At 44.8% G+C, this 21,849-nt stretch carries 21 protein-coding genes; 12 read left to right on the forward strand and 9 right to left on the reverse strand.

From position 1 onward, the window contains the following. Positions 1 to 93: 93 nt before the first annotated feature. The 3 genes from QUA03_RS10285 (at position 94) to QUA03_RS10295 (ending at position 2,880) form a co-directional block, all read left to right on the forward strand. The gene (locus QUA03_RS10285) at positions 94 to 888 is read left to right on the forward strand and encodes an HAD hydrolase-like protein (protein ID WP_333211814.1); all 795 of its coding nucleotides are present in this window, start codon (positions 94 to 96) and stop codon (positions 886 to 888) included. 411 nt (positions 889 to 1,299) lie between these two features. Then, complete coding sequence (locus QUA03_RS10290) at positions 1,300 to 2,517, forward strand: DNA double-strand break repair nuclease NurA (RefSeq protein WP_333211785.1); 1,218 nt, start codon at positions 1,300 to 1,302, stop codon at positions 2,515 to 2,517. Between the two features lie 144 nt (positions 2,518 to 2,661). Further along, complete coding sequence (locus QUA03_RS10295) at positions 2,662 to 2,880, forward strand: hypothetical protein (protein WP_006633087.1); 219 nt, start codon at positions 2,662 to 2,664, stop codon at positions 2,878 to 2,880. Positions 2,881 to 3,035: 155 nt separating this feature from the next. On the opposite strand, the gene QUA03_RS10300 is transcribed toward QUA03_RS10295, so the two are convergent. Further along, a complete protein-coding gene (locus tag QUA03_RS10300) occupies positions 3,036 to 5,087 on the reverse strand; it encodes an ABC transporter ATP-binding protein (protein WP_333211787.1) in 2,052 nt (683 codons plus the stop codon). Positions 5,088 to 5,525: 438 nt separating this feature from the next. Here QUA03_RS10300 and QUA03_RS10305 point away from each other — a divergent pair, with 438 nt between their 5' ends. Beyond that, complete coding sequence (locus tag QUA03_RS10305) at positions 5,526 to 6,047, forward strand: GNAT family N-acetyltransferase (protein ID WP_333211788.1); 522 nt, start codon at positions 5,526 to 5,528, stop codon at positions 6,045 to 6,047. A 70-nt stretch (positions 6,048 to 6,117) separates the two neighbouring features. Here QUA03_RS10305 and QUA03_RS10310 read toward each other — a convergent pair whose 3' ends face one another. Beyond that, the gene (locus QUA03_RS10310; RefSeq protein ID WP_333211789.1) at positions 6,118 to 7,452 is read right to left on the reverse strand and encodes a tetratricopeptide repeat protein; all 1,335 of its coding nucleotides are present in this window, start codon (positions 7,450 to 7,452) and stop codon (positions 6,118 to 6,120) included. A 21-nt stretch (positions 7,453 to 7,473) separates the two neighbouring features. Here QUA03_RS10310 and QUA03_RS10315 point away from each other — a divergent pair, with 21 nt between their 5' ends. From QUA03_RS10315 to hisC, 4 genes are all read left to right on the forward strand, one after another. Further along, positions 7,474 to 8,754: an esterase-like activity of phytase family protein gene (locus QUA03_RS10315; protein ID WP_333211791.1), complete on the forward strand. Its 1,281-nt coding sequence runs from the start codon at positions 7,474 to 7,476 to the stop codon at positions 8,752 to 8,754. A 191-nt stretch (positions 8,755 to 8,945) separates the two neighbouring features. Beyond that, positions 8,946 to 9,800, forward strand: a complete 855-nt coding sequence (locus QUA03_RS10320) for an alpha/beta hydrolase (protein ID WP_333211793.1) — start codon at positions 8,946 to 8,948, stop codon at positions 9,798 to 9,800. After that, positions 9,797 to 10,510, forward strand: a complete 714-nt coding sequence (locus QUA03_RS10325) for a glycerophosphodiester phosphodiesterase family protein (RefSeq protein WP_333211794.1) — start codon at positions 9,797 to 9,799, stop codon at positions 10,508 to 10,510. The genes QUA03_RS10320 and QUA03_RS10325 overlap by 4 nt, the downstream gene beginning before the upstream one ends. A gap of 52 nt (positions 10,511 to 10,562) precedes the next feature. Further along, complete coding sequence (gene hisC / locus QUA03_RS10330) at positions 10,563 to 11,609, forward strand: histidinol-phosphate transaminase (RefSeq protein WP_333211796.1); 1,047 nt, start codon at positions 10,563 to 10,565, stop codon at positions 11,607 to 11,609. A gap of 89 nt (positions 11,610 to 11,698) precedes the next feature. Here the strand turns inward: hisC and QUA03_RS10335 are convergent, their stop codons facing one another. From QUA03_RS10335 to QUA03_RS10365, 7 genes are all read right to left on the reverse strand, one after another. Beyond that, positions 11,699 to 12,166 (reverse strand): type II toxin-antitoxin system VapC family toxin, encoded by a 468-nt coding sequence (locus QUA03_RS10335; protein WP_333211798.1) that lies wholly within the window; start codon positions 12,164 to 12,166, stop codon positions 11,699 to 11,701. Next, positions 12,160 to 12,465: an antitoxin family protein gene (locus QUA03_RS10340; protein ID WP_333211799.1), complete on the reverse strand. Its 306-nt coding sequence runs from the start codon at positions 12,463 to 12,465 to the stop codon at positions 12,160 to 12,162. Before QUA03_RS10340 ends, QUA03_RS10335 begins: the two co-directional genes overlap by 7 nt. Positions 12,466 to 12,511: 46 nt before the next feature. Continuing rightward, positions 12,512 to 13,312, reverse strand: coding sequence for a class I SAM-dependent methyltransferase (locus QUA03_RS10345; protein ID WP_333211801.1), 801 nt, complete (start codon positions 13,310 to 13,312; stop codon positions 12,512 to 12,514). Between the two features lie 142 nt (positions 13,313 to 13,454). After that, positions 13,455 to 15,095: a 2-isopropylmalate synthase gene (locus QUA03_RS10350; protein WP_333211803.1), complete on the reverse strand. Its 1,641-nt coding sequence runs from the start codon at positions 15,093 to 15,095 to the stop codon at positions 13,455 to 13,457. A gap of 327 nt (positions 15,096 to 15,422) precedes the next feature. Further along, complete coding sequence (locus QUA03_RS10355; RefSeq protein ID WP_006633075.1) at positions 15,423 to 15,944, reverse strand: LabA-like NYN domain-containing protein; 522 nt, start codon at positions 15,942 to 15,944, stop codon at positions 15,423 to 15,425. Between the two features lie 337 nt (positions 15,945 to 16,281). Continuing rightward, positions 16,282 to 16,932, reverse strand: a complete 651-nt coding sequence (locus tag QUA03_RS10360; protein ID WP_333081102.1) for a response regulator transcription factor — start codon at positions 16,930 to 16,932, stop codon at positions 16,282 to 16,284. A gap of 646 nt (positions 16,933 to 17,578) precedes the next feature. Further along, entirely contained in the window at positions 17,579 to 18,004 is a 426-nt protein-coding gene (locus QUA03_RS10365; RefSeq protein ID WP_333211816.1) for a ferredoxin, read from the reverse strand. Positions 18,005 to 18,408: 404 nt separating this feature from the next. On the opposite strand from QUA03_RS10365, the gene groES reads away from it, so the two are divergent. The 4 genes from groES to QUA03_RS10385 all read left to right on the forward strand — a co-directional run bounded on the left by groES (position 18,409) and on the right by QUA03_RS10385 (position 21,518). Further along, on the forward strand, positions 18,409 to 18,720 hold the full coding sequence (gene groES, locus QUA03_RS10370) for a co-chaperone GroES (RefSeq protein WP_332945088.1): 312 nt from the start codon (positions 18,409 to 18,411) through the stop codon (positions 18,718 to 18,720). A gap of 144 nt (positions 18,721 to 18,864) precedes the next feature. Next, positions 18,865 to 20,505: a chaperonin GroEL gene (gene groL / locus QUA03_RS10375; RefSeq protein ID WP_333211804.1), complete on the forward strand. Its 1,641-nt coding sequence runs from the start codon at positions 18,865 to 18,867 to the stop codon at positions 20,503 to 20,505. Positions 20,506 to 20,613: 108 nt separating this feature from the next. Next, a complete protein-coding gene (locus QUA03_RS10380; protein WP_333211806.1) occupies positions 20,614 to 20,976 on the forward strand; it encodes a Tse2 family ADP-ribosyltransferase toxin in 363 nt (120 codons plus the stop codon). A gap of 167 nt (positions 20,977 to 21,143) precedes the next feature. After that, on the forward strand, positions 21,144 to 21,518 hold the full coding sequence (locus tag QUA03_RS10385) for a hypothetical protein (protein WP_333211808.1): 375 nt from the start codon (positions 21,144 to 21,146) through the stop codon (positions 21,516 to 21,518). The last annotated feature ends 331 nt before the right edge of the window (positions 21,519 to 21,849 follow it).

Raw genomic sequence — 21,849 nt, forward strand, 5'->3', positions numbered from 1 at the left:
TCCCCGGATTCATCAGTGATATCGCTTTCTTCAATTCTCAACTTCTTCAATTCTTCAATCCCAAATCTAAAATCTAAAATCTAAAATCGATTGATGGCTAATAACTTTCCGACAATTCTAGCTCTTGATTTTGATGGTGTGATTTGTGACGGACTAATCGAATATTTCCAAACCGCTTGGCGTACCTACTGTCAAATCTGGAAACCAGTCGAAACAGTACCAGATCCAGATTTAGCTTTGAGTTTTTACCGAGTGCGGCCCGCCATCGAAACTGGTTGGGAAATGCCGCTGCTAATCCGCGCACTACTCACAGGAATTTCCCCAGAGCGAATTTTGCTAGAGTGGCCCAATATAGTACCGTATTTGTTGACCGAAAATAATTTGAAAGCGCAGTCTGTCGGCGCTATGTTAGACGGATTGCGCGATAATTGGATTGCTGAGGATTTAGCAGGGTGGCTGTCTTTGCACCGCTTTTATCCAGGGGTTGCCGATCGCTTGCACTCGTTGCAGGAGAGTTCGGTGAAAGTGGCGATCGTCACTACAAAGGAAGGTCGTTTTGTGCGAGAACTTTTGCAGCTAGCAGGGGTACAAATGCCGTCAGAGTTGATTTTTGGTAAGGAATACAACAAGCCTAAACACCAAATTTTGCGGGAATTTTTGGCAGCCTCTGGTAATGATTCGACTATTTGGTTTGTGGAAGACCGGTTAAAAACTTTGCTGTCGGTGAAGCAGCAGCCGGATTTATCTCAGGTGAGGTTATTTTTGGCTGATTGGGGTTACAATACTTTGCCCGAACGGGAATCTGTGGCTCAAAATCCACCAGTTCAATTGCTTTCTCTGTCCCAGTTTGCCGGAGATTTTGCCGATTGGCTGCCGATCGACTGTTGATGTTAGATTGGTTTACAGTGGTGATTTTTTTCGCTTTTCAGAGTCAAAAAAAAAATCACAAAATTTTACATCTTTTTTGTTGACTTTTGCGGCGTAGACATGGTATTTTAATATAATGGGATGGTGGCAAAAATAATATTTTTGCCACCATCCCATTATAAGATAAATATAACAGAAATCCCTCAAAAAAGCAAGAATCTCGACAAAAAAAATGTTTTTTTTTTTAGACTATTCCAGGTACTCTTGACCTCAAAAACCGGGTTTTTTTACTATTTCTGCGGGCTGGTACGAAGTATTTTAGTTGCTCAAACCGCGTGTATGACAAAAAAACAAGCTTCGGCACTAAAAAATTGAAAAGTATTTTGATAATTTCTCCGCTTGAAAGCTTTCTAATATTGAGACTTAAAACCAATGCTCGATTTAACTAAAGCAGCCAAGGCAATGCAGGGAATGAGCCAACATTTGAATGTGGAAGCTCACGCGGCTCGCCAACGTTTGGAAGTGGCTCAGAATTTGCTGGTAAAGGCTGCAACGGAACAGGAAAAACTGGTGGAATTGCAAGAGAGTTGGCGCGATCGCACTTTATTCAATGCTGCCACGCCGATCGAGCCCTTGGACGATCGCACCTACATCACCGCACCCCCCGCCTCTCACACAGTCTTTGCCACAGACGGATCGCAAATTTCCCCCAACCATCACGAAATAGCTTACTGCTACCTCCTAAACGTCGGCACAGTCATGCTGCACTACGGCCAAAGCCGTCACCCAGTTTTAGACAGCGTGCCGGAGGTTTTCTACAAACCCGAAGACTTGTACGGTTCGCGACAGTGGGGAATTAGAACCGAAGAATGGATGGGATATCGGCGCGCAGTTTCCGAAGCAATTGCCTTAGCAGAAATGGGCTGCAATTGGGCAAAAGTTAACGACAATAAATTGCCCGCGCCAGCTTTAGCCATGGTAGACGGTTCCCTGATTTATTGGTTTTTGGAACAGTTACCCAGCGAAGCGCGCGATCAAATTTTGCTACCAATTTTAGAATCTTGGGACAAGTTGCGTTTAGCAGGAATTCCGCTGTTAGGATACTTAAGCGCTTCTCGCAGCAGTGAAAGCTTATCTTTTTTGCGGTTTGAAGCTTGCACCCACGAAGTACCAGACTGCATGACAAATTGCCCGAACGTCGGATTTGCCGCCACAATTTCTTTCGCCGAAAAAGCACCTTGTCAAGAATTTGAACCCTTGCGGGATGCCATTTTGTGGGCAACAATCCTGTCACCGGGACAAAGAAGCCCTTTGTGGAAATCCCAAGCTCGAATTTTAGATTTGTATGGTGTTAATTCCGTCTATTTCTGTTACGTTCACGTTGGCACAGAAATTGCTAGAATAGAAGTGCCGGAATGGGTAGCACAAGATACAGCACAGCTAGATTTAGCATTAGGAATGATGCTGGCTCAAGTACACAAAGGCGGCGGGTATCCGGTGACGCTAGCAGAAGCTCATAATCAAGCGGTAGTCACGGGGGGCGATCGAACTCGCTTTTTCGCTTTGTTAGAGCAGCAAATGATTAAAGCCGGCTTAAAAAATGTCGGAATTTCTTATAAGGAAACACGGAAGCGCGGCAGTATTGCTTAAAGTAATAAGTAGAGTAATCTTGGACGCAGAAACCGGGTTTTTAGGGAAATACTGCATTTAAGCCTTTAACACAGAGAAAAAACCCGGTTTCTTTGGTATTGATGCGTAAGTTATGTAGAGTTAAAATCAAGTTAAAAATGTTATATGCCAATAGAACTAATTATCTTAATTGCTTCGTTACTTGTATCTTGGCTAGTCTTTAATTGGGCTTTTAAAGTATTGAAAGCCAGCATCGGGACAGCGATTGGTTTAGCAGCAATTGTGCTGACGATGCAGTTATTGTTTGGCATCGGCCCAAATCAGCTTTTCCAACATATAATTCACTTGCCGGAAACCCTGGGAAAAATGATTTCGGGCAAGTGATCCGATTTTAGATTTGCGATTTTAGATTTTAGATTCTTTGAGATACCCGAATTCTTGAAGAAGTCGGGTATTTGGGTATTCGGATAATTTTCCCTCTTATCGATAATTCATCCGTGTATCCGTGTCAAAATCCGTGTCGTGCCTTCCTTCAGATATTAACTTCCCAGCATTTGCAACTTGTACAAACTGGCATACAACCCTTCTAGCTGCAACAACTCTTCGTGGCTGCCCGACTCTACTAACTGCCCGCGTTTGAGCACTAAAATACGATCGACATTTCGGATAGTCGAGAGCCTGTGGGCAATAATTATCGCCGTTCTGTCCGCCATCAAACGCTCTAGAGCTTCTTGAATTAAAGCTTCCGTCCCCACATCCAAACTAGCAGTTGCCTCGTCTAGAACTAAGATACTGGGATTGCGGATGGCCGCGCGAGCAAACGCTAATAATTGCTTTTGTCCCCCCGAAAGATTGGTTCCCCGTTCCCGCAATTGCGTGTCATAACCTTGAGGCAACTGTTCGATTAAACGGGCAACATTTGTCTTTTCTGCTGCTGCTTGAATTTCCTCAATCGAGTAACTTTCTCCCAGGCTGATATTGCTCTTCACGTCACCAGCAAATAGAAAGCCATCTTGGATAATCACGCCTATGTGCCTGCGTAACTCTGCTTGAGGCAAATCCCGAATATCCACATGATTAACCAGAATCCGTCCTCGGCTAGGTTCGTAAAGGCGACAGAGAAGACGGATAATCGAACTTTTGCCCGCACCCGTGGGGCCAACTAATGCTACTTTTTCGCCGGATTTGATGGTGAAATTGAGGTTTTGCAGGACATATTCGTCTTGTTTGTAAGCAAACCACACGTTGTCAAATTGGATTTCTCCCGATTCTGAATTCTGGGATTTAGCATTTTCTCCCCCCCGAAGCTTGGGGGGGTTGGCGGGGGGTGATTGGGGATTGTTAGGCACTAAACGATATTCTGAACTTGCTGGATTTTGATGATTATCTGCCAATTCTCGATCGAACGGAGACAAGTTGTAAGCCGTTGCCTCTGGATGTCCAGTTATAAACAACGGTGAATAACCTGCCCTTCTTCCTTCTTCCCTCTTCCCTCTTCCTTCTTCCTTCTTCTCTCTTCCTTCTTCCTTCTTCCCGCTAGTTGGATCTTTAATTTCGATCGGTTCGTTGAGAATATCGCTAATGCGTTCTACAGCGGTAAATCCTGCCTGAATTGCAGTGAATTTCTCAGCAAATTGCCGCAGCGGATCGAAGAGACGCTGAGCAAATAAAATGAATGCCGAGAGAGTACCGAAGTTAAGATTACCAGCTAAAACCCTTTGACCGCCCATCCACAAAACTGCTGCAATCGCCACTAAAGCAATCCATTCTAATGTCGCAGATACGGCTGAGTCGTAAAATATAGTTTTGTCAACTGCTTTAATGTAGCGTTTATTGGTGACGCGAAACAATTGGGAGTTGAATCTTTCGCGGCGGAATAGCTGCACTACCCCAATACCAGTCAGGTTTTCTTGCAGTTGGGCGTTTAGTTCGGAAAGTTCTTCTCTGGTATTGTAATTTGCTATGCGATATTGGTACTGGAAATAAATGATGACTGCGGTAATTGGTATCATCATCAGGACCAACATTAAAGCTAGTTGCCACTGCATGGTAAACATGAAAATGGCAATTACTAAAATTGAAAATAAATCGCTGACAATGCCGATCGCCCCTGAAGAGAAAACCTCTCCCAAAGCTTCCACATCGCTGGTGAGGCGAGTCATCAGTTTACCGACAGGAGTGCGATCGAAAAATCTCACTGCTAGCGATGTGACGTGGGCGAACAAATCATTTCTAATATCTGTAGTAATTATTTGCCCTACTTTCGTGACTAAATAGCCTTGAAGTGATTGCAGTGCTAATCTAAGTGTTATAGTTAGCATGAGCAAAATAGCCAAAATATTCAAGGCAGCAGATAAAGGCACTCCCCGCAAGAATTCGTAGGTAGGTTCCGAGCGAATTACCGAAATTGCCTGTCCGATGAGAATGGGTTGAATTGCTCCTGAGACTGCTAGCGGTACTAATAGTGCGATCGAAATAATCAGCAAGCGTTTGCTGCGGGTTGCATAAGATGCCAACCTCATGAATAACCGCCAGTCTGTTTCCTGGCCGGATTTGTTTTTGGTGTCTGCTACTGGTGAGGAAAGGGTCATCCGATTTTAGATTTTAGATTTTAGATTGCAGAAGCTATTATGCTGCTAAATTCGGCGGCTTTTTGTGAGGATATCGAGCTTTTTTTTCGCTGCGCGGCTTGTAGGGCGGGCGGGCGAGATCAGTTCGCTCAGCTTTGAGCAAAAAAGCTGTACAATATATCCAACTAATAATTGTAGCAAATAGAGTCAGTCAAATGAGGAAATATTGTGCAGATCCAGCAAATTATCCAACCTGACAGCGCTCTGTCACCCGTATTTATTACAACAGCGGATACCCGCTACTTGCCACTTTATGCCTTTAGACATAGAGTTGGCCACTGGTTTTATTTGCTGGTCAAATGCTGGGTTTTCAAAATGCAGTTCACTGCATTGAAGAAATTGATTTTACATTTCACCGTCGTCCCAATGAAAGTGTATTAGCCTTTTTGGGTATAACTTATGCAAGAAATAGAGACAGCCAGATTGTATCTGAGACAATTTAGGCCAGAGGACTTAGACGATCTGTACCGCATCTACAGCGATCCGGAAACAATGAAATACCTCACAGGAGTTAGAACGAGAGAAGCAACAGAAATTGCCATTCATACCATGCTCAAACGTTGGGAACAAAACAACTTCGGAATGTGGGCTTTAGTACATAAAATAGACTGTAAAATGATTGGTCGCTGCGGACTGGCTTTTCTGGATCAGACACCGGAAGTTGAGCTGGGCTATGCGCTAGACAAAGTTTATTGGAATCAAGGATTGGCGACAGAAGCATCTTTTGCTAGTCTCAACTATGGATTTAAAATATTAAAGTTGGAGAGAATAGTTGCGATCGCCCGCCCAGAAAATATCGCCTCCCAGCGGGTGATACAGAAAGTTGGCATGAAATATGAAAAAAATGCTCATTACTACGAAACAGATGTAGTATATTATTCTATCTCGCGAGAAACTTACCAGTCAAAAGTATTTTTGTAAGGTGTGCATTGCACACCTTACTGCATTAAAATTACTCACATTGCAAATTGGAATTATTGTCGGCTGACAACTACGAAGTTCTTTGCAATTGCTTGTTAACTTTTTGAATTTTCTTAGCAAAATACTCTTGTCTGTGTCCCAATCTTTTAGCCACGTCCAACCCTTTTTGATAGGATTCCAAAGCTTTATCGTAAGCCTTCATCTCTTGATAAACTTGACCGAGATTGTCGTAAGCGTTCATCAATCCGTAGAAATTGTAAGCCCGCTCTTCTAACAGCAACTGCATTTGATAAATCCGCAAAGTAGGCTCCCACTGCTTTTGCGATCGATAAAGTAATGCTAATTTATCCAAAGCTTCGCTAGCTTGGGCATACTGTTGAATGGGGACGGCTAAATTGTAGGCTTCCTGATAGTATTGAGCGGCTAAATTGATTTGACCTATGGTTTGGTAATCACTGGCGATCGCAATTTTGAGCGGTGGTATAGCGCTGGGATTTTGTAAGTTAAGATACACTGATGCTAGTTTTTCCCTAGCTGCGATCGCCTTTAGGGGTTGTTTCGACTGCTGGTAAACGTAGGCCAACTGTCTGAGAGTATCTACCTCAGTTGGAGGAGTTACAGGCTGTGGTGGCGCACCGTTTCCCGCAACTACAGCAGAAGTTGCCACAGCAGAATTAGCAGCAAATAAATCGCGGTTTTCCTGAATTAAAGTTGCCAATTCCTCATACACGGGAGCCGCTTTATCGTAACTCAACCAATTGATATGAATAAGCCCGATCGCCTTCAAAATCTGACCTTGAGCCAATATATCTTGGTTTTGGCGCGCATTTTCGAGAATTTCTTGGTAAACTTCTACAGTCGGGCCTTTAGCGCGCACCTGCTGAAAAGCCGCAGCGAAGGCGGGAAGCAACTCAGTATTAAGTGGTACTTGAGATTTGACTTGTTTTTGAATTGCTTGCAACCGTTTAGTAATAAGCTGTAGTTCGAGGTTTTTACCGTTACTCCAAGCAACACTTCCCACCCGACTCAAAGCAGCAATTTCCGCCGCCGGGCCCAGATACCTCCGCAGCCGCAATTCTCGGAACCAAATTTCAAAAGCACCCGCGCCGTCTCCAGCTTGCAGTTTAGCCGCTGCTTCTAAGTTTAACTCTTCCAAAGCCGCTGTCAGTTCGTCCCGCTGAGTGCTGCTCAAAGATTCACTGGCGGGAGTTAGGGGATCGGGTGTGGTAATTTCTAGAGGATTAGGAGAAAATTGATCGAGACCTGGTGGATTAGTTTGGGCGCTAGCAATAGAACCAGCACACAGCCACAAGAAAAGCAAGCACCCAATTGGCACAGAACTGCTTATTCTTAAAATTTTGTTGCCGCGATTCGGCATCTTTTCTGGAAACATCAAGTTTTGCATATCTACAAAACGGTATAAATTATGTCACAAAGATGGCACAAAAGCAAACTGTTCAACAAGAGCAACAAAATAAATTTTACCGCACTGAGCAATTGTTTTCATTTCAATGCGTTGGGCGATCCTCTTCCAGGGCTTCGCCAACGTATTTTACGATTATTCAGTCTAGCCCTAATTCTCTTAACTGTTTGTACAGCTTGCGCCCCCCCTCCCGCAGTTGCAAAAGACCGCTCTTTTCCAGAAATGTCCCTAGAATTTTTGGGCGAGTACCAATTGCCAAAAATGAATTTTGAAGGAGTACCAGTCGGCGGTTTGTCAGGAATTACCTACGACCCCAAAGGTATTAGTGCAGTCACTTCCAAAGCTTATCGTTTTTACGCTCTTTCCGACGACCCCAGCGAAAACGGAGAAGCCAGATTTTACAGTCTCCGACTCGACCTCACATCAAGTGACCCAGCAAATATTCGCCTGAAAAAAGTTACCGTTGAAGGCGTTACCTCCCTCAAAAAAGCAGACGGTGAAACCTTCTCTTGGGGTTCCATCAATCCCGAAGGCATCGCCCTTTCTCCCCGCAACTCAGTATTTGTCGCCAGCGAAGGTGTTACTCATGTGGGCATCCCTCCTTTTCTCGGAGAATTTGACCTCAAAACAGGGCAAATGCGGGGACAATTGCCGATACCAAAGCGCTATATTCCCGATGCCAGCGATGAAAAACAGCAGCAAGGAGTGGTGGACAATTTAGGTTTTGAATCTTTAACCATCGACCCAGAAACCTTTAGTCCGGGCGGTCTCGATCCGTTTCGTTTGTTCGCAGCTACGGAAGCGCCCTTAATGCAAGATTTAGACCCGGAACAGGCAAGCAAACTCCGTCTTTTACATTATGTTATCGTCGATAAAACGCCGCAATTAGTATCGGAAAATCTTTACAACTTAGACCAAGTTCCCATGACTATTTTGAACGGTTTAACAGAATTAGTAACTGTAGGTGGCGGTCAGATTCTGAGTTTAGAACGTTCTTTTGGACTGTCGGGGTACAGCGCTAGAATTTATCAAATAGCAGTTGGGGCGGCTACAGATACTTCGAGAATCCAGAGTTTTAAAGGGCGAGTGGCGGTGGAACCTGTTAAGAAAAAGTTGCTCCTAGACTTAAGCGAACTCGGAATTCCGCTGTACAATTTAGAGGGGATGACCCTTGGCCCGCGCTTGCCAGATGGCAGCCAGAGTCTAGTTTTGGTCAGCGATGACAATTTTGATGAAGCGCAGAAAACTCAGTTTATCTTGTTGAGTTTGAAGGGCAAAGGTTAAGTCCGAAGGGCGGGCTAGAAGCCCAGCCCACCCACCCACAAGAAAAATTATTCTTTGTGAACAGGGATATTGCCTGCTTATGAAAAAATTACAAGAAAATTCACTCTTTGTGGAACAGGCATCTTGCCTGTTCATAAAAATACTATAAATGAGGTGAAATAAAATTTATCCAACTATAAAACACCCTAATCATGCCAACTCGTAAGACTTTGCAATTACCAGAAATCGAACTTTCCTATCTAGAATGGCAACCAGAAACAGGGGAAGAAAAAGTTCCGCGTTTGCTGCTGCTGCACGGTTTAGCAGATAGTGCGTGTGTCTGGACTAGCTTGGGCAATTACTTGTCTAACCGCTATCATATTGTAGCGCCCGATATGCGCGGTCACGGAGAAAGTAGCCAACCGAAAACAGGCTATACTTTTGAAAGTGCGATCGCAGATTTAGAAGCTTTGATGGCACATCTCAACTGGCCAGACGCCCACATTTTAGGACATTCTTGGACGGGAAAACTAGCACCGATTTGGGCGAGGCAAAATCCCGATCGCTTTTGCAGTATGATTTTAGTAGACCCCATCTTCATCACCAAAATGCCCGCGGCGATGAAACTCACCCTGCCAATTGTTTACCGAAAATTAGACTGTCTCAAATGTGTGGGCCCGTTTGCGACTTTATCCCAAGCAGAAGCAGCAGCAAAACAATCGGGAGAATACGCAGATTGGAGTGATGTGCAGCAAATGGTATTCCAACAGCAAATCGAACAAAAATCAGACGGAAATTGGGGCAGTAAATTTGCGATTGCAGCCAGAAATCAGATATTCGCAGAAGTGATGAAAGTTGCCGGTTTAACTGAAAATATTGAGATACCAACTTTGTTTGTACAGCCGGAAAAAGGCGTAAATCGCATGGCTTGGCAAATGCAGCCATACCATAGATACTTGAAAAATCTTACCGTTGCCAAAGTACCGGGGAATCACTGGTCTTTTTTGACTGAACCGGAAACTTTTAATCAAACTGTGGCAGATTTTTTAGAGGGCACAAGACAGTGAATTTAGAAATTATCGCACATCGGGGATTTTCGGCGATCGCCCCCGAAAATACTTTAGCAGCTTTTGAACTGGCGATCGCCCGTGGCGCTCATTCGATCGAATTTGACATCCAGCTATCCGCCGACAACGTACCAGTGATTTTTCATGACGCAACACTGGATAGAATAACTGGAGTTTCTGGCAAAGTTAGGGAAAAAACTCTGTCCCAATTGCAGACACTTAATGCGGGAAAATGGTTTAGCGATGAATTTTCACAACAAAAAATTCCTACCTTAAAAGAATCATTAGCTATCCTCAAAAATGTTGACAAATTTCTTTACTTTGATGTCAAGCTGCACTGCGAGTGGTCTGATTCAGATGTCGCGGATTTTGTCAACACTTTGAAGGGCGCAGAGCTCCAACATAAATGCGTTATTACTTCCTTTAACGATGGATTTCTGGAACAAGTGCGGCGGCTATCTGGCGATTTGGCGATCGGACATATTGTTGCTAATCTAGAAGCATACAAAACTCAATTAGCTCAAGTTGTGGCGCATCGGGATAATTTGATTAGCAGTCTGTATCGCGTGTTGCTGGAAAACCCCGCACTAATTCAAGAAAGCCGGAGTCAGGGAGTTGACATTGTGGCCTGGACGGTGGACGCTCGAGCGGATATGCAAAAGTTACTTGATTTGGGTATAACGCGGATAGTCACTAATTGTTTGATATGATATTTTTAACCGCAGATGCAGGCAGATTAACGCAGATTAACGCAGATAATAGATGAATTACTTTCGCAAAAACATCCACGAAATGTCTGGCTATGTGCCGGGGGAACAGCCCCCGCTAGGCACAAAAATTATTAAACTAAATTCTAATGAAAATCCCTATCCGCCTTCTTCCAAAGCCTTAAAAGTGCTTCAGGAAATAGACGGAGAAATGCTGCGCCGCTATCCAGATCCGACTGGCAAACTTTTCCGCATTGCTGCTAGTCAAGTTTTGGGAGTTGCTGACGATTGGATTGTTGTAGGTAACGGCAGCGACGATTTATTAAATTTGATAGTTCGCGCTGTGGGCGAATCTGGGAAACAGATTGTTTGTCCCGCGCCAACCTATGTATTGTACCGCACTTTGGCAGAAATTCAAGATGCAAAGTTTGTGGAAGTTCCTTATCCCGATGACTACAAGTTACCCGTCGATTTGCTAATAGCAGCCCAGGGTGCAGTGACATTTATAGCTTCGCCAAACAGTCCATCGGGAACAGCCATATCTGTTGCAGATTTGGAGAAACTGGCTAAAGAGTTATCGGGCATTCTTGTCATCGACGAAGCTTATGTAGATTTCGCCGAGGAAAATGCTTTGTTTTTGACAAAAAAGTACAGTAATGTTATAGTTTTGAGGACGCTTTCAAAAGGTTATTCCCTGGCAGGATTGAGGCTGGGTTTTGGCATAGCAAATCCGGCGCTGCTGGCAGAATTAAATAAAATCAAAGACAGCTATAATGTGGATGCTTTAGCCTATGCAGTGGGGGCGGCTGCGATCGCAGATCAAGATCACAAAATAAGCAACGCCGAAAAGATTAAGGCTTCGCGAGCAAAACTAGCCGTTAGCTTCAAGGAATTAGGCTTTGACGTTTGGCCTTCGCAAACCAACTTTTTGTTAGTTAGGCCACCAAACGGCGATGCAGAAAGAATTTATCAAACACTGAAAGTACGGGGAATATTGATTCGATACTTCAATCAGCCGCGATTAGAAGACAAATTACGGATTAGTGTAGGTACGGAGGAACAGAATCAAATATTAGTTAAAACTTTGAAAGAAATCCTATAAATAACGATCGCACTAAAATTAGTTTCTAGTGATGACTTTAAGCCCTCTGATTTTTATGAGGACTTGCATCCTCGCTACAGACAGCTTGATTACGGATAATTATTAGGATTGTCAATCGCCAACCCTGCCGACTGAGCAATATCCAGCAATCTGTTGTCCGCCGAAACAAAAATTAGTTGAGTTTCTGGCACGGAAAGGAGAGTAGATTGAACGCGCAAAGCTGACGCTAATTGCACAGAATCATAAGCCCGCAGCGGGTTTTGCATCACCAGTGCGCCCGCTGTTTCTATCAAAGTGCGATCGACTTCAAGAACTTCATACTGGTTGTCAAAATCCGTGCGAAAATCTCCCATAAGTTGGTCAACCTCATCGCCAGATAGACTACCCTCTCGTTGACGGCGTGAAAAAGCGCTGCATACCTCCACCCAAGTAATCTGAGAAATAGCTAGAAAGTTAGTGGCGGCAGGAACAGTAATTGATTGAATCCAATTACTTCCCAATTCAGGCACATACCGTTTAACCAAAGCGCTGGTGTCTAAGAAATAGGCATTTACCACGGGCCGCGATCCTCAATAACGATTTCAGAAAGAGGTTTTCCCACTCTTCCCTTAAGTTTTTCAAACAGTTCGCGCCGCTTTTGTTCGGCGGCTGCATCTAGCTTAAACTGTTTTGTTCGCAAACCCATCAATTTTTGTATATCCCTCAACTTAATCGCCTTTTCGCGATCGCCCTTGAGTTCTTCCGGCAACACTTCCGTTACAATTTTGATCTGCACAGTTTCCCCATCATTCAATGACAAAGGACTCAAGGGACGCAAAACCCCATTTTCGTAGATAGCAGTAATAGTTTCTGGCATAATTAGCCTCTTAATTAAATGCTTTGACTTATTGTACTTCTTTTAATTACTTCGTTGCCACCACAGCCAAATTCCAAGCCAAGCGCTTCATCAAAGGCAACTTCTTCAAAAAGCCATCCCACCCTTCTAACCTAGAATATTCCGGTTTCAATCTCTCTTGTTCAATGATAATCTTTTTCCAATAACGCTCCTCATTGGGATGCACTTTTTCGATCAAATAAAAGCGTAAAAATATCCAAAGCGATGTCAGCCAAAACGTATCGTAAGCCGTCTCCGAAAACAAAGACTTAACACAATTCACAATATTAATATCCAGAGGAGTTTCATCCTCCGTCCGCACCTCAGTAGCCATCCTACGGTAAACATTAATCACCGGATTGTGCTTCATCGGGTCCCAAAAACAAGCTTTACCCCCAGGTTTTAGCACGCGGTGCATTTCGCGAATTGCCTTTTCAGGTTCCGGCAAATGGTGCAGCAAATTAGAAGCGTAAACAATATCAAAACTATTGTCCGGGAAATCTATAGCCATTGCATTCACCGTGCAGCCGTCTATTTTGACGCCGTTTTTCTCAGCCAATTTCAGAGCAACTTCTACCATGCCCTGAGAATAGTCTGCCGCGACACAATTGGCGCCTTTTTTAGCAAAATAAACGCTATTTTCTCCCGCGCCGCAGCCTAAATCTAACAGGCGTTTTCCTGTAATATCGCCCATTTGCTGGACGATAAATCTATTTTCTGGGGCGGTACAAGCTTCAAAGTAATCATTAACTCGAATGCCGTCAATATCGATTGTGGATGCCCAAGCATCGTGGAATTGCCGCTCTTTTTTTAAAGTTTCGTCTTGCATTTTTGAAGATTTGGTTATTAGTAAAAAAAGTAATTTTAAACCGCAGATAAACCCGGATTAAGGCAGATTAATTGAGATTTATCTGCTTCGATCTGGGTTCGTCTGCGGTTGGTTTCAAGAAAAATGGCTGACAATAAATTTATCAGCGCTGTGCTTTTGCAACAACTTGATTTGCGATCGTAGTTGGCTGTTCCGAAGATTTTTCAGCACTATGCTGCAATGCCTGATACAGGCGATTTAAAGCGCTGATGTATGCTTCTGCGGACGCTACGATAATGTCGGTATTTGCTGAGTGACCGGAAAATACTTTGCCTTCGTGCCGCAAGCGAATTGTTACTTCGCCGATCGCATCTATGCCCGCTGTTACCGATTGTACAGAAAACTCGATCAACTCGTTGGGTACGTTTACCACCCGGTTAATTGCCCTGTAAATCGCATCCACAGGCCCAGTGCCGATCGCAGCATCGGTCAATTCTTCGCCCGCCGGATTCCGCACTGTGACCGTTGCTGTCGGCCGCGATTTGTCACCGCAAGAAACCTGTACCAATTCTAACCGGAACAGTTCCGGTGCTTGGTGCACTTCGTTATTGGCGATCGCTTCTAAATCCCAATCAGTAATCTCTTTTTTCTTGTCCGCTAAATCTTTGAACTTGACAAAAGCCTTATTTAGCTCATCGTCGGCCATTTCAAAACCCAACTCTTTCAAGCGAGTCTGAAATGCGTGGCGGCCGGATAATTTTCCCAAGACGATTTGATTTTCCGTCAAGCCGATCGACTCAGCGTCCATAATCTCGTATGTCCGCTTATTTTTCAGCACTCCGTCTTGGTGAATTCCCGACTCGTGAGCAAAAGCATTTGCCCCGACAATCGCCTTATTTGGCTGCACCAACATCCCCGTCAAATTGGAAACCAAGCGCGAAGTTTTGTAAATTTGGCGCGAGTCAATATTTGTCAGCGGTTCCTCAGAATCCGCAGCCCTGCCCAAGAACGGATTATAATATTGGCGCCGCACGTAAAGCGCCATTACCAACTCTTCCAGAGCTGCATTTCCCGCCCGTTCACCAATCCCGTTAATCGTGCATTCTAACTGTCTGGCGCCATTTTTCACAGCTTCCAAAAAGTTAGCAACCGCCAATCCTAAGTCATTGTGACCGTGAACTGAAATAATTGCGCGATCGATATTCGGCACATTTTCCTTAATTCCCCGAATCAAAGCCCCAAACTCGCTCGGAGTCGTGTAACCGACAGTATCGGGAATATTAACAGTAGTTGCACCCGCTGCGATCGCTCGTTCTAGAACCTGATACAAAAACTCCGGTTCCGAACGACAAGCATCTTCCGGCGAAAACTCCACATCATCCACAAAAGACTTAGCGTAAGCTACCATTTCCGGCACAATTTCCAGAACCTCAGCCCGCGTCTTTTTCAGCTTATACTCCAAGTGAATATCGGACGTAGCCAGAAACGTATGAATTCGCGAATTTACCGCGGGTTTCAGAGCCTCGGCTGCTGTTTTAATATCCTCCTTTCTCGCCCTCGCTAAACCGCAAATTGTCGGTCCATTTTCTGTGCCAACCGATCGGGCTATTTTTTGGACTGCCTCGAAATCTCCCGTGCTGGTGAAAGGGAAACCCGCTTCAATCACATCTACGCCCAATCTCGCTAACTGGCGAGCGATCGTCAGCTTTTCATCCACATTCAGAGATGCACCCGGAGATTGTTCTCCGTCCCGCAAAGTCGTATCGAAAATAATAATCCGGTCTTGACTTGGTTGAGTTTTCATAGCTCTAAAAAGTGTTTTCCTGATTTTTACTTGTCCGTTTTTCTGGATTTTAGCCTCCAGTCAGTCGATTTTAGATTTTAGATTTTAGATTTTAGATTTACTCCACAGATGAATCTGGGAACTTGAACCTTAGTCTAAAATTTTGGGCTACTGGCGCCTCCAATCGGAAAGCAAGTATGCGTTTTTGGGCGGGGACACCAATCCCGTGTTTCGCGCCAATAACGAATAATTAATAACCCATAACCCATAATTACTGACTAATGACTAATAATTACTGACTAATGACTAATGACTAACGACTAATGACTAACGACTAATAACTACTGACTAATAATCCATCTTCTCGATATGTTCCCTAATTTCATTTAGGTCTATATACCTATCTGTAGCATTTCGTAACTCTCTAGCAATCATTCCTTCGGTTGATACCACAGTAATATGAGTATTTTTCGAGCGGAGCAGCTCGATCGCCCGCTCAAAATCCCCATCCCCGCTAAACAGCACAACTTGGTCGTATTGATCCACGGTATTAAACATATCAACCACAATTTCTATGTCTAAATTAGCCTTTTGAGAATATCTGCCCGAAGCATCGTCGTAATATTCCTTAAGAATTTTAGTGCGAACCGTGTAACCCAGACTGATCAAAGCATCTCGAAATCCCCTTTGATCTTGGGGATCTTTCAGACCCGTATACCAGAAAGCATTGATCAAGATGACATTCGGCTGCGAAGTTTTGAAATATTCGAGCACCCTGCGAGGATCAAAAAACCAACCGTTCTTTTGTTGAGCGTAGAACATATTGTTCCCGTCCACAAAAATAGAAAGGCGGTTCATTAAGTTTGTCATAGAAACTTAGACCTAATAATTGTAGAAAGAAGTTAATCTAAATATCACATTTTAGCAACATGGAGCTAACTGAGGCAATAGATTAGACTTCAGAAAACTCCATCTCCCCAGTATTTCATATTTTCGGCTCTACCGCCAGAGGGCTCTTTTAACCCTGCTTGCATTTGAGCGAGGGGCCCTCACAAACTATACGCCCAGTAACTTAATACCGGCTGCCGTGTCAAGGTTAATGGCGCCTTCAAACTACCGTGCCCACCGCCCTACAGCCAAGCAGGCATACCGAAGCGCATAGCAGTAGATTTTGCTCCCCTGATTTCATAGCGCAGACTACCTCAGCTCAAGCCTTTTTGCTTTCAAGAGCCCAGCGAGCTAACTCTGTCCGGTTGTGCAGACCTGTTTTGCCCAGCATATTGCTGACGTGGCTTTCGATTGTCCGCTGGCTGACATTCATCACGTCTGCGATCTGGCGGTTTGCCATACCCTGCGCTAGCAACTGTACGACCTTTAACTCAGTGGGAGTCAATTCGACATTGCGGCGCGCCTTAATTTTTGGGCCACTGTCCATACCGGGATTTGAGTGGCTAATCAAGCGGGATGCAGCTTTCAGAGAAGATTCCACTTGGGCCACCAGTTCTTCTGGTTCAAAAGGCTTGACTATATAAACGTCAGCCCCAGTGCTCAAGCCTTTTACTCGGTCTGAACTTTGACCTTTTGCGGACAAGAAAAGAACCGGAATCCAGCTCGTGCGAGGGTCTTCTCTGATGTGTTTGACTAAAGTGTAGCCGTCCATTTCCGGCATCATCACGTCGCAGATCATCAAGTCGGGAACTTCTTGTTCTAGTTTTTCCAGAGCGTCTCTGCCGTTTTCTGCTGTAATGACGTTGTAACCCCGAAACTCCAAGTAGTCCTTGACCAGCAAGATCAAATTGGGGTCGTCGTCAACCAGCATCAGCCGTTTTTGTTCTCCTGAATTATTGTCCTTTGTCATGTTTATTCCCGCTAAAGTATCCCGCATACTTCCTTGTTTTCACTTCTGTTTTTTCGGTCAGTCCCCCGCCACCCGGCTGGGAGTGGAGGACGACGATCGACTGAAGGGATGGCGGTGAGGGAAAGCGGGGCGGGTATTACCGCTTCCCAACCTGTAATCGACGGCTGTTTGTGAGTGTCTTACGACCTGGAACGCAGCCAAAACCAGTAATGGACGATCGCCCTGTCAAGATCAGCCTTGATTGATTGGAGATTGCCTAACAGAGCGCAAGTTAAATATTTAATCTCGATCGGTTCAATTTCAGGTCAATGCCCCGGTTTTAAATGATACTTCTGATATAGAGAAATTTAAGCAGACTCCCTACTTACGTATTTAACTGTTTCTAGTGTAGTTTGGCAACCTCCTGAGTGTCTGCCACTGAGAAATTTTGTGCAAAAATTTCTCAGTTCCTCCGATCGATTTTTTTTGTGTACCTTTTGAGAAACACCAGGAACACGGGAAGCCACACAGGGAAGACAAGAACCTAACTACAGTTTTATGGAGCTGTAGCAGGTGCGATCGCCCGCAAGCCAAACTGTCTCAAATTCTCACCCTTAACCTTAAATTTAACCTTTAATTATACCCATGTACTTTAACAGCGCTATAATTAGACGTTTTGCTCCGCCTCAGCAGGCACTGGCAAAGGATGAGTCAAGAAAGCGTATTCTTGAACGACTTTTGAGTTTAGAAGATGTTCCTGAATAATTCTCTCAATGACGGGTGGAGTAACGTCGCGATACCACACTCCGTCTGGATAGACTACCATAATCGGGCCAGACGCGCACACTCGCAGGCAATTGGCTTTCGTGCGAAAGACGCAGGTTGGTCGAGTGGCACTTGGCTTGTCCAAGCCCAATTCTTGCAAGCGTTTTTTTAAGTAATTCCACGCCTCCAGACTTGTTTGCCGATCGCAGCACTTGGGCACGGTTTGGTCGGCACAGATAAAAATATGCCGCTCGATTTGAGCGATTCCCAGGCTTTGGACGCAAGCGCTCAAGCCTTGGCTGCAAGATTCCTCGTTATTTTCTGTCATTTTATTCATCAATCAAAAGTAATTGGTTAGCGGTCTAAAGTCATCACCACAGCCTGTACTCCCAGGGCGGTTTCATTCTCTTGTAGGGGCTGCCCCCCGTGGCTGCCCCTACCTATGAAATAACCGAAAAATCGTCGGTGGGGAGGGTAGGCACGGGGGCACTACCCCTACAAAATCCTCGTTTTTTGGAGAATGAAACAGCCCTGCACTCCCCCCTCTCCTTCCCCTCAACTCATGCTCGGTTCGGGAACCCGTACTGACAACTAAGTTGCGATCGCCCCTTTCTAGAGCTAAATTAGCACTCAGGAGTCGAGAGTGCTAATATGTCAGTTGTAAGTAGTCCGCTGTTGCTTGCATCGTGACCCCTGACGACTGACGACAATCTGTAATCTGGAGATTTATTTATGGCAGCAGTATCACTGAGTGTTTCTACCGTTAAACCGTTAGGCGAGCGCGTGTTCGTAAAAGTAAGCGCTAGCGAAGAAAAAACCGCCGGCGGCATCCTTCTGCCCGACACAGCTAAGGAAAAGCCCCAAGTAGGCGAAGTCGCGGCCGTGGGCCCCGGCAAGCGCAATGACGACGGCACCCGCATTGAAATGGAAGTCAAAGTCGGCGACAAAGTTCTCTACTCGAAGTACGCCGGCACCGACATCAAACTCGGCACAGACGAATACGTCTTGCTTGCAGAAAAAGACATTCTGGCGATCGTTAACTAATAATCATTAGTCATCAGTCCTTAGTCCTTAGTCATCAGTCATTAGTTTAAAGCGAACGCCGCCAAACAACTAATGACACGGGACAAATGACTAAAATCCATCATCCCCCATCCAAAATCTCAAACCCTCTCATCCCCAAAAACTATGGCTAAGCGTATCATCTACAACGAAAATGCACGTCGCGCCCTCGAACGCGGTATGGACATTTTGGCCGAAGCAGTGGCCGTAACCCTCGGCCCCAAAGGCCGTAACGTGGTTCTCGAAAAGAAATTCGGAGCTCCTCAAATCGTCAATGACGGTGTTACCATCGCCAAAGAAATCGAACTAGAAGACCACGTAGAAAATACAGGCGTTGCCCTGATCCGTCAAGCAGCTTCCAAAACCAACGACGCAGCAGGCGACGGTACCACAACAGCTACCGTTTTGGCTCACGCCATGGTCAAAGAAGGTCTGCGTAACGTAGCAGCCGGCGCAAATGCGATCGCCCTCAAGCGCGGTGTTGACAAAGCAACCACGTTTTTGGTAGAAAAAATTGCCGAACACGCCAAACAAGTAGAAGATTCCAAAGCCATCGCTCAAGTCGGCTCCATCTCTGCTGGTAACGACGATGAAGTCGGCCAAATGATTGCCAACGCAATGGACAAGGTGGGCAAGGAAGGCGTTATTTCCCTGGAAGAAGGGAAGTCTATGACCACCGAATTGGAAATCACCGAAGGGATGCGCTTCGACAAAGGCTACATTTCTCCCTACTTTGTCACCGACACCGAACGGATGGAAGCGATTCTCGAAGAACCCTTCATCTTGCTGACAGACAAGAAAATCGGCTTGGTACAAGACTTAGTACCAGTGCTCGAACAAGTAGCCCGTTCCGGCCGCCCGCTGTTGATCATTGCAGAAGACATTGAGAAAGAAGCTTTAGCTACCCTCGTTGTCAACAAACTGCGCGGTGTGTTGAACGTGACTGCTGTTAAAGCACCTGGTTTTGGCGATCGACGCAAAGCCATGTTAGAAGATATCGCCGTATTGACCGGCGGTCAACTGATCACCGAAGATGCCGGTTTGAAACTGGAAAACACCAAGCTGGAAGTAATCGGCAAAGCTCGCCGCGTCACCATCACCAAAGACAGCACCACAATTGTTGCCGAAGGTAACGAAGTCGCAGTCAAATCTCGCTGCGAACAAATTCGCCGTCAAATGGACGAAACCGAGTCTTCCTACGACAAAGAAAAGCTGCAAGAACGTTTGGCCAAATTGGCTGGCGGCGTCGCAGTCATCAAAGTCGGCGCGGCTACCGAAACAGAAATGAAGGATCGCAAACTGCGTTTGGAAGATGCGATCAACGCAACCAAAGCTGCTGTCGAAGAAGGAATTGTTCCTGGCGGCGGTACAACTTTGGCTCACCTGACTCCTCAATTGGAAGAGTGGGCTAATAGCACTCTCAAGGGCGAAGAATTGACCGGTGCATTGATTGTGGCACGGGCTCTGGCTGCTCCTCTGAAGCGGATTGCTGAAAATGCTGGTTTGAATGGCGCTGTGATTGCTGAGCGCGTCAAAGAAAAGCCGTTCAACGTTGGTTTCAACGCAGCGACAAATGAGTTTGTCGATATGTTTGAAGCTGGTATCGTTGACCCCGCGAAGGTGACTCGTTCTGCTCTGCAAAATGCCGCATCTATTGCTGGTATGGTGCTGACAACCGAGTGCATCGTCGTTGACAAGCCTGAACCGAAGGATGGCGCTGCTGCAGGCGCTGGCGGCGGCATGGGCGGCGGCGACTTCGATTACTAATCGATAGTCGATCGTTTGACGGGGCGGGCCCTAAAGCCCGCCCCGTATAATATTTATAATGTATAATATCTGATATCTTTATATAATTTTTTTTAAAATAAATCTACTATGAATAAAACAGTGATTGCCCTGTATAGGCAGGGGAATGCTAGTTCACCTAGAATGGATAATGTCAGACCCAATAAGGATATTACCGTTTACGAACAACAAGGTGAATTATGGGTTATGCTTAATTTAGAAAAACGGCTGCCAGGAGGAATGTCTAGGTCAGAAGGAATATCAACTTTTGAGACTCCAGGCTCAGGAAAAAATTGGTATAAATTAGACCCTGGCACTCAGATTCCCCCAGAACTGGAATTAGTGAATGACCGTCCGGGTCATTGGTTATTCAAGCCAAGTAGAGCGATGACTCTAGAAAAATACCAAGAGGCACTTCACCTCATAGGCACATTTTTCTGTAAAATAGAATAAGTTAGTAGGAGGTTGGGTTTAAGTAGGGAAACCCAACCTACTAATATAATTAATCGTATGTTTTATGACTCATTCACATTGAGTTACATGAATCGCAAAAAAGCGTCTTTCGGGGATTTTACATTAAAGCTAGCGAATAAGTATTTAGTGGTAGCAAAGTAACAATCATGAATTTATCATTTAAAGATTTAAGGTTTATTATAGAAGCCATTGAGCACCAGATTGATGCCTATCGAGAACGTTTGCAAGTAATTGAAGATACAGATGAGGATGAGGCTGCCGACCTGGGGAACGATATTAAATTTTTAGAACTTCTCCACACCGACCTGATGACAAGTTTAGATCGGGATACATCAGTCAAACCTGTAAGTTATAATGCAAATAATTCGCTGGATGAACAAGATAAGCTTTCAGAAAACTCAAAAGACTTATCTTTTCAAGAATTAGTGAAATTAACAATGAATTTGTCACTGAGCGAGCGATTATTTCTAGTAGAGGCGATTACCGCGTCGGTGCGCCAGGAAGTCACGATCAGCCAGTAATCAGCTAATTTTGTATCGCTCTATTATAACAGCTATATATAGATCGCATACCAGATTTATTTTTGTGAAGGAGAGGCGAAGCATTAGGATAATATAGGGTTTCGGTGGCAATACTTCTTAACCTTTCTACCATTATTAGCTCAGCTTCACCAACTGGATTAAATCTGCGAACATGAGCTTCAACTAAGGCAACGCCTTTATCAGTAATTTTAACATTTTGATAAGATAAGTTTAGAATCTTTCCGCCAGCTTTTGAGCATTGGTGACAAGTTAAGACTGTAAGTCTTTTGTCAAGAGGCTTTTAGAGAATTGTTGAAAAAAAACTGGTCAG

Origin of the sequence: Microcoleus sp. S36b_A4, from assembly GCF_036700645.1 — a bacterium.
Taxonomy (GTDB): Bacteria; Cyanobacteriota; Cyanobacteriia; order Cyanobacteriales; family Microcoleaceae; genus Microcoleus.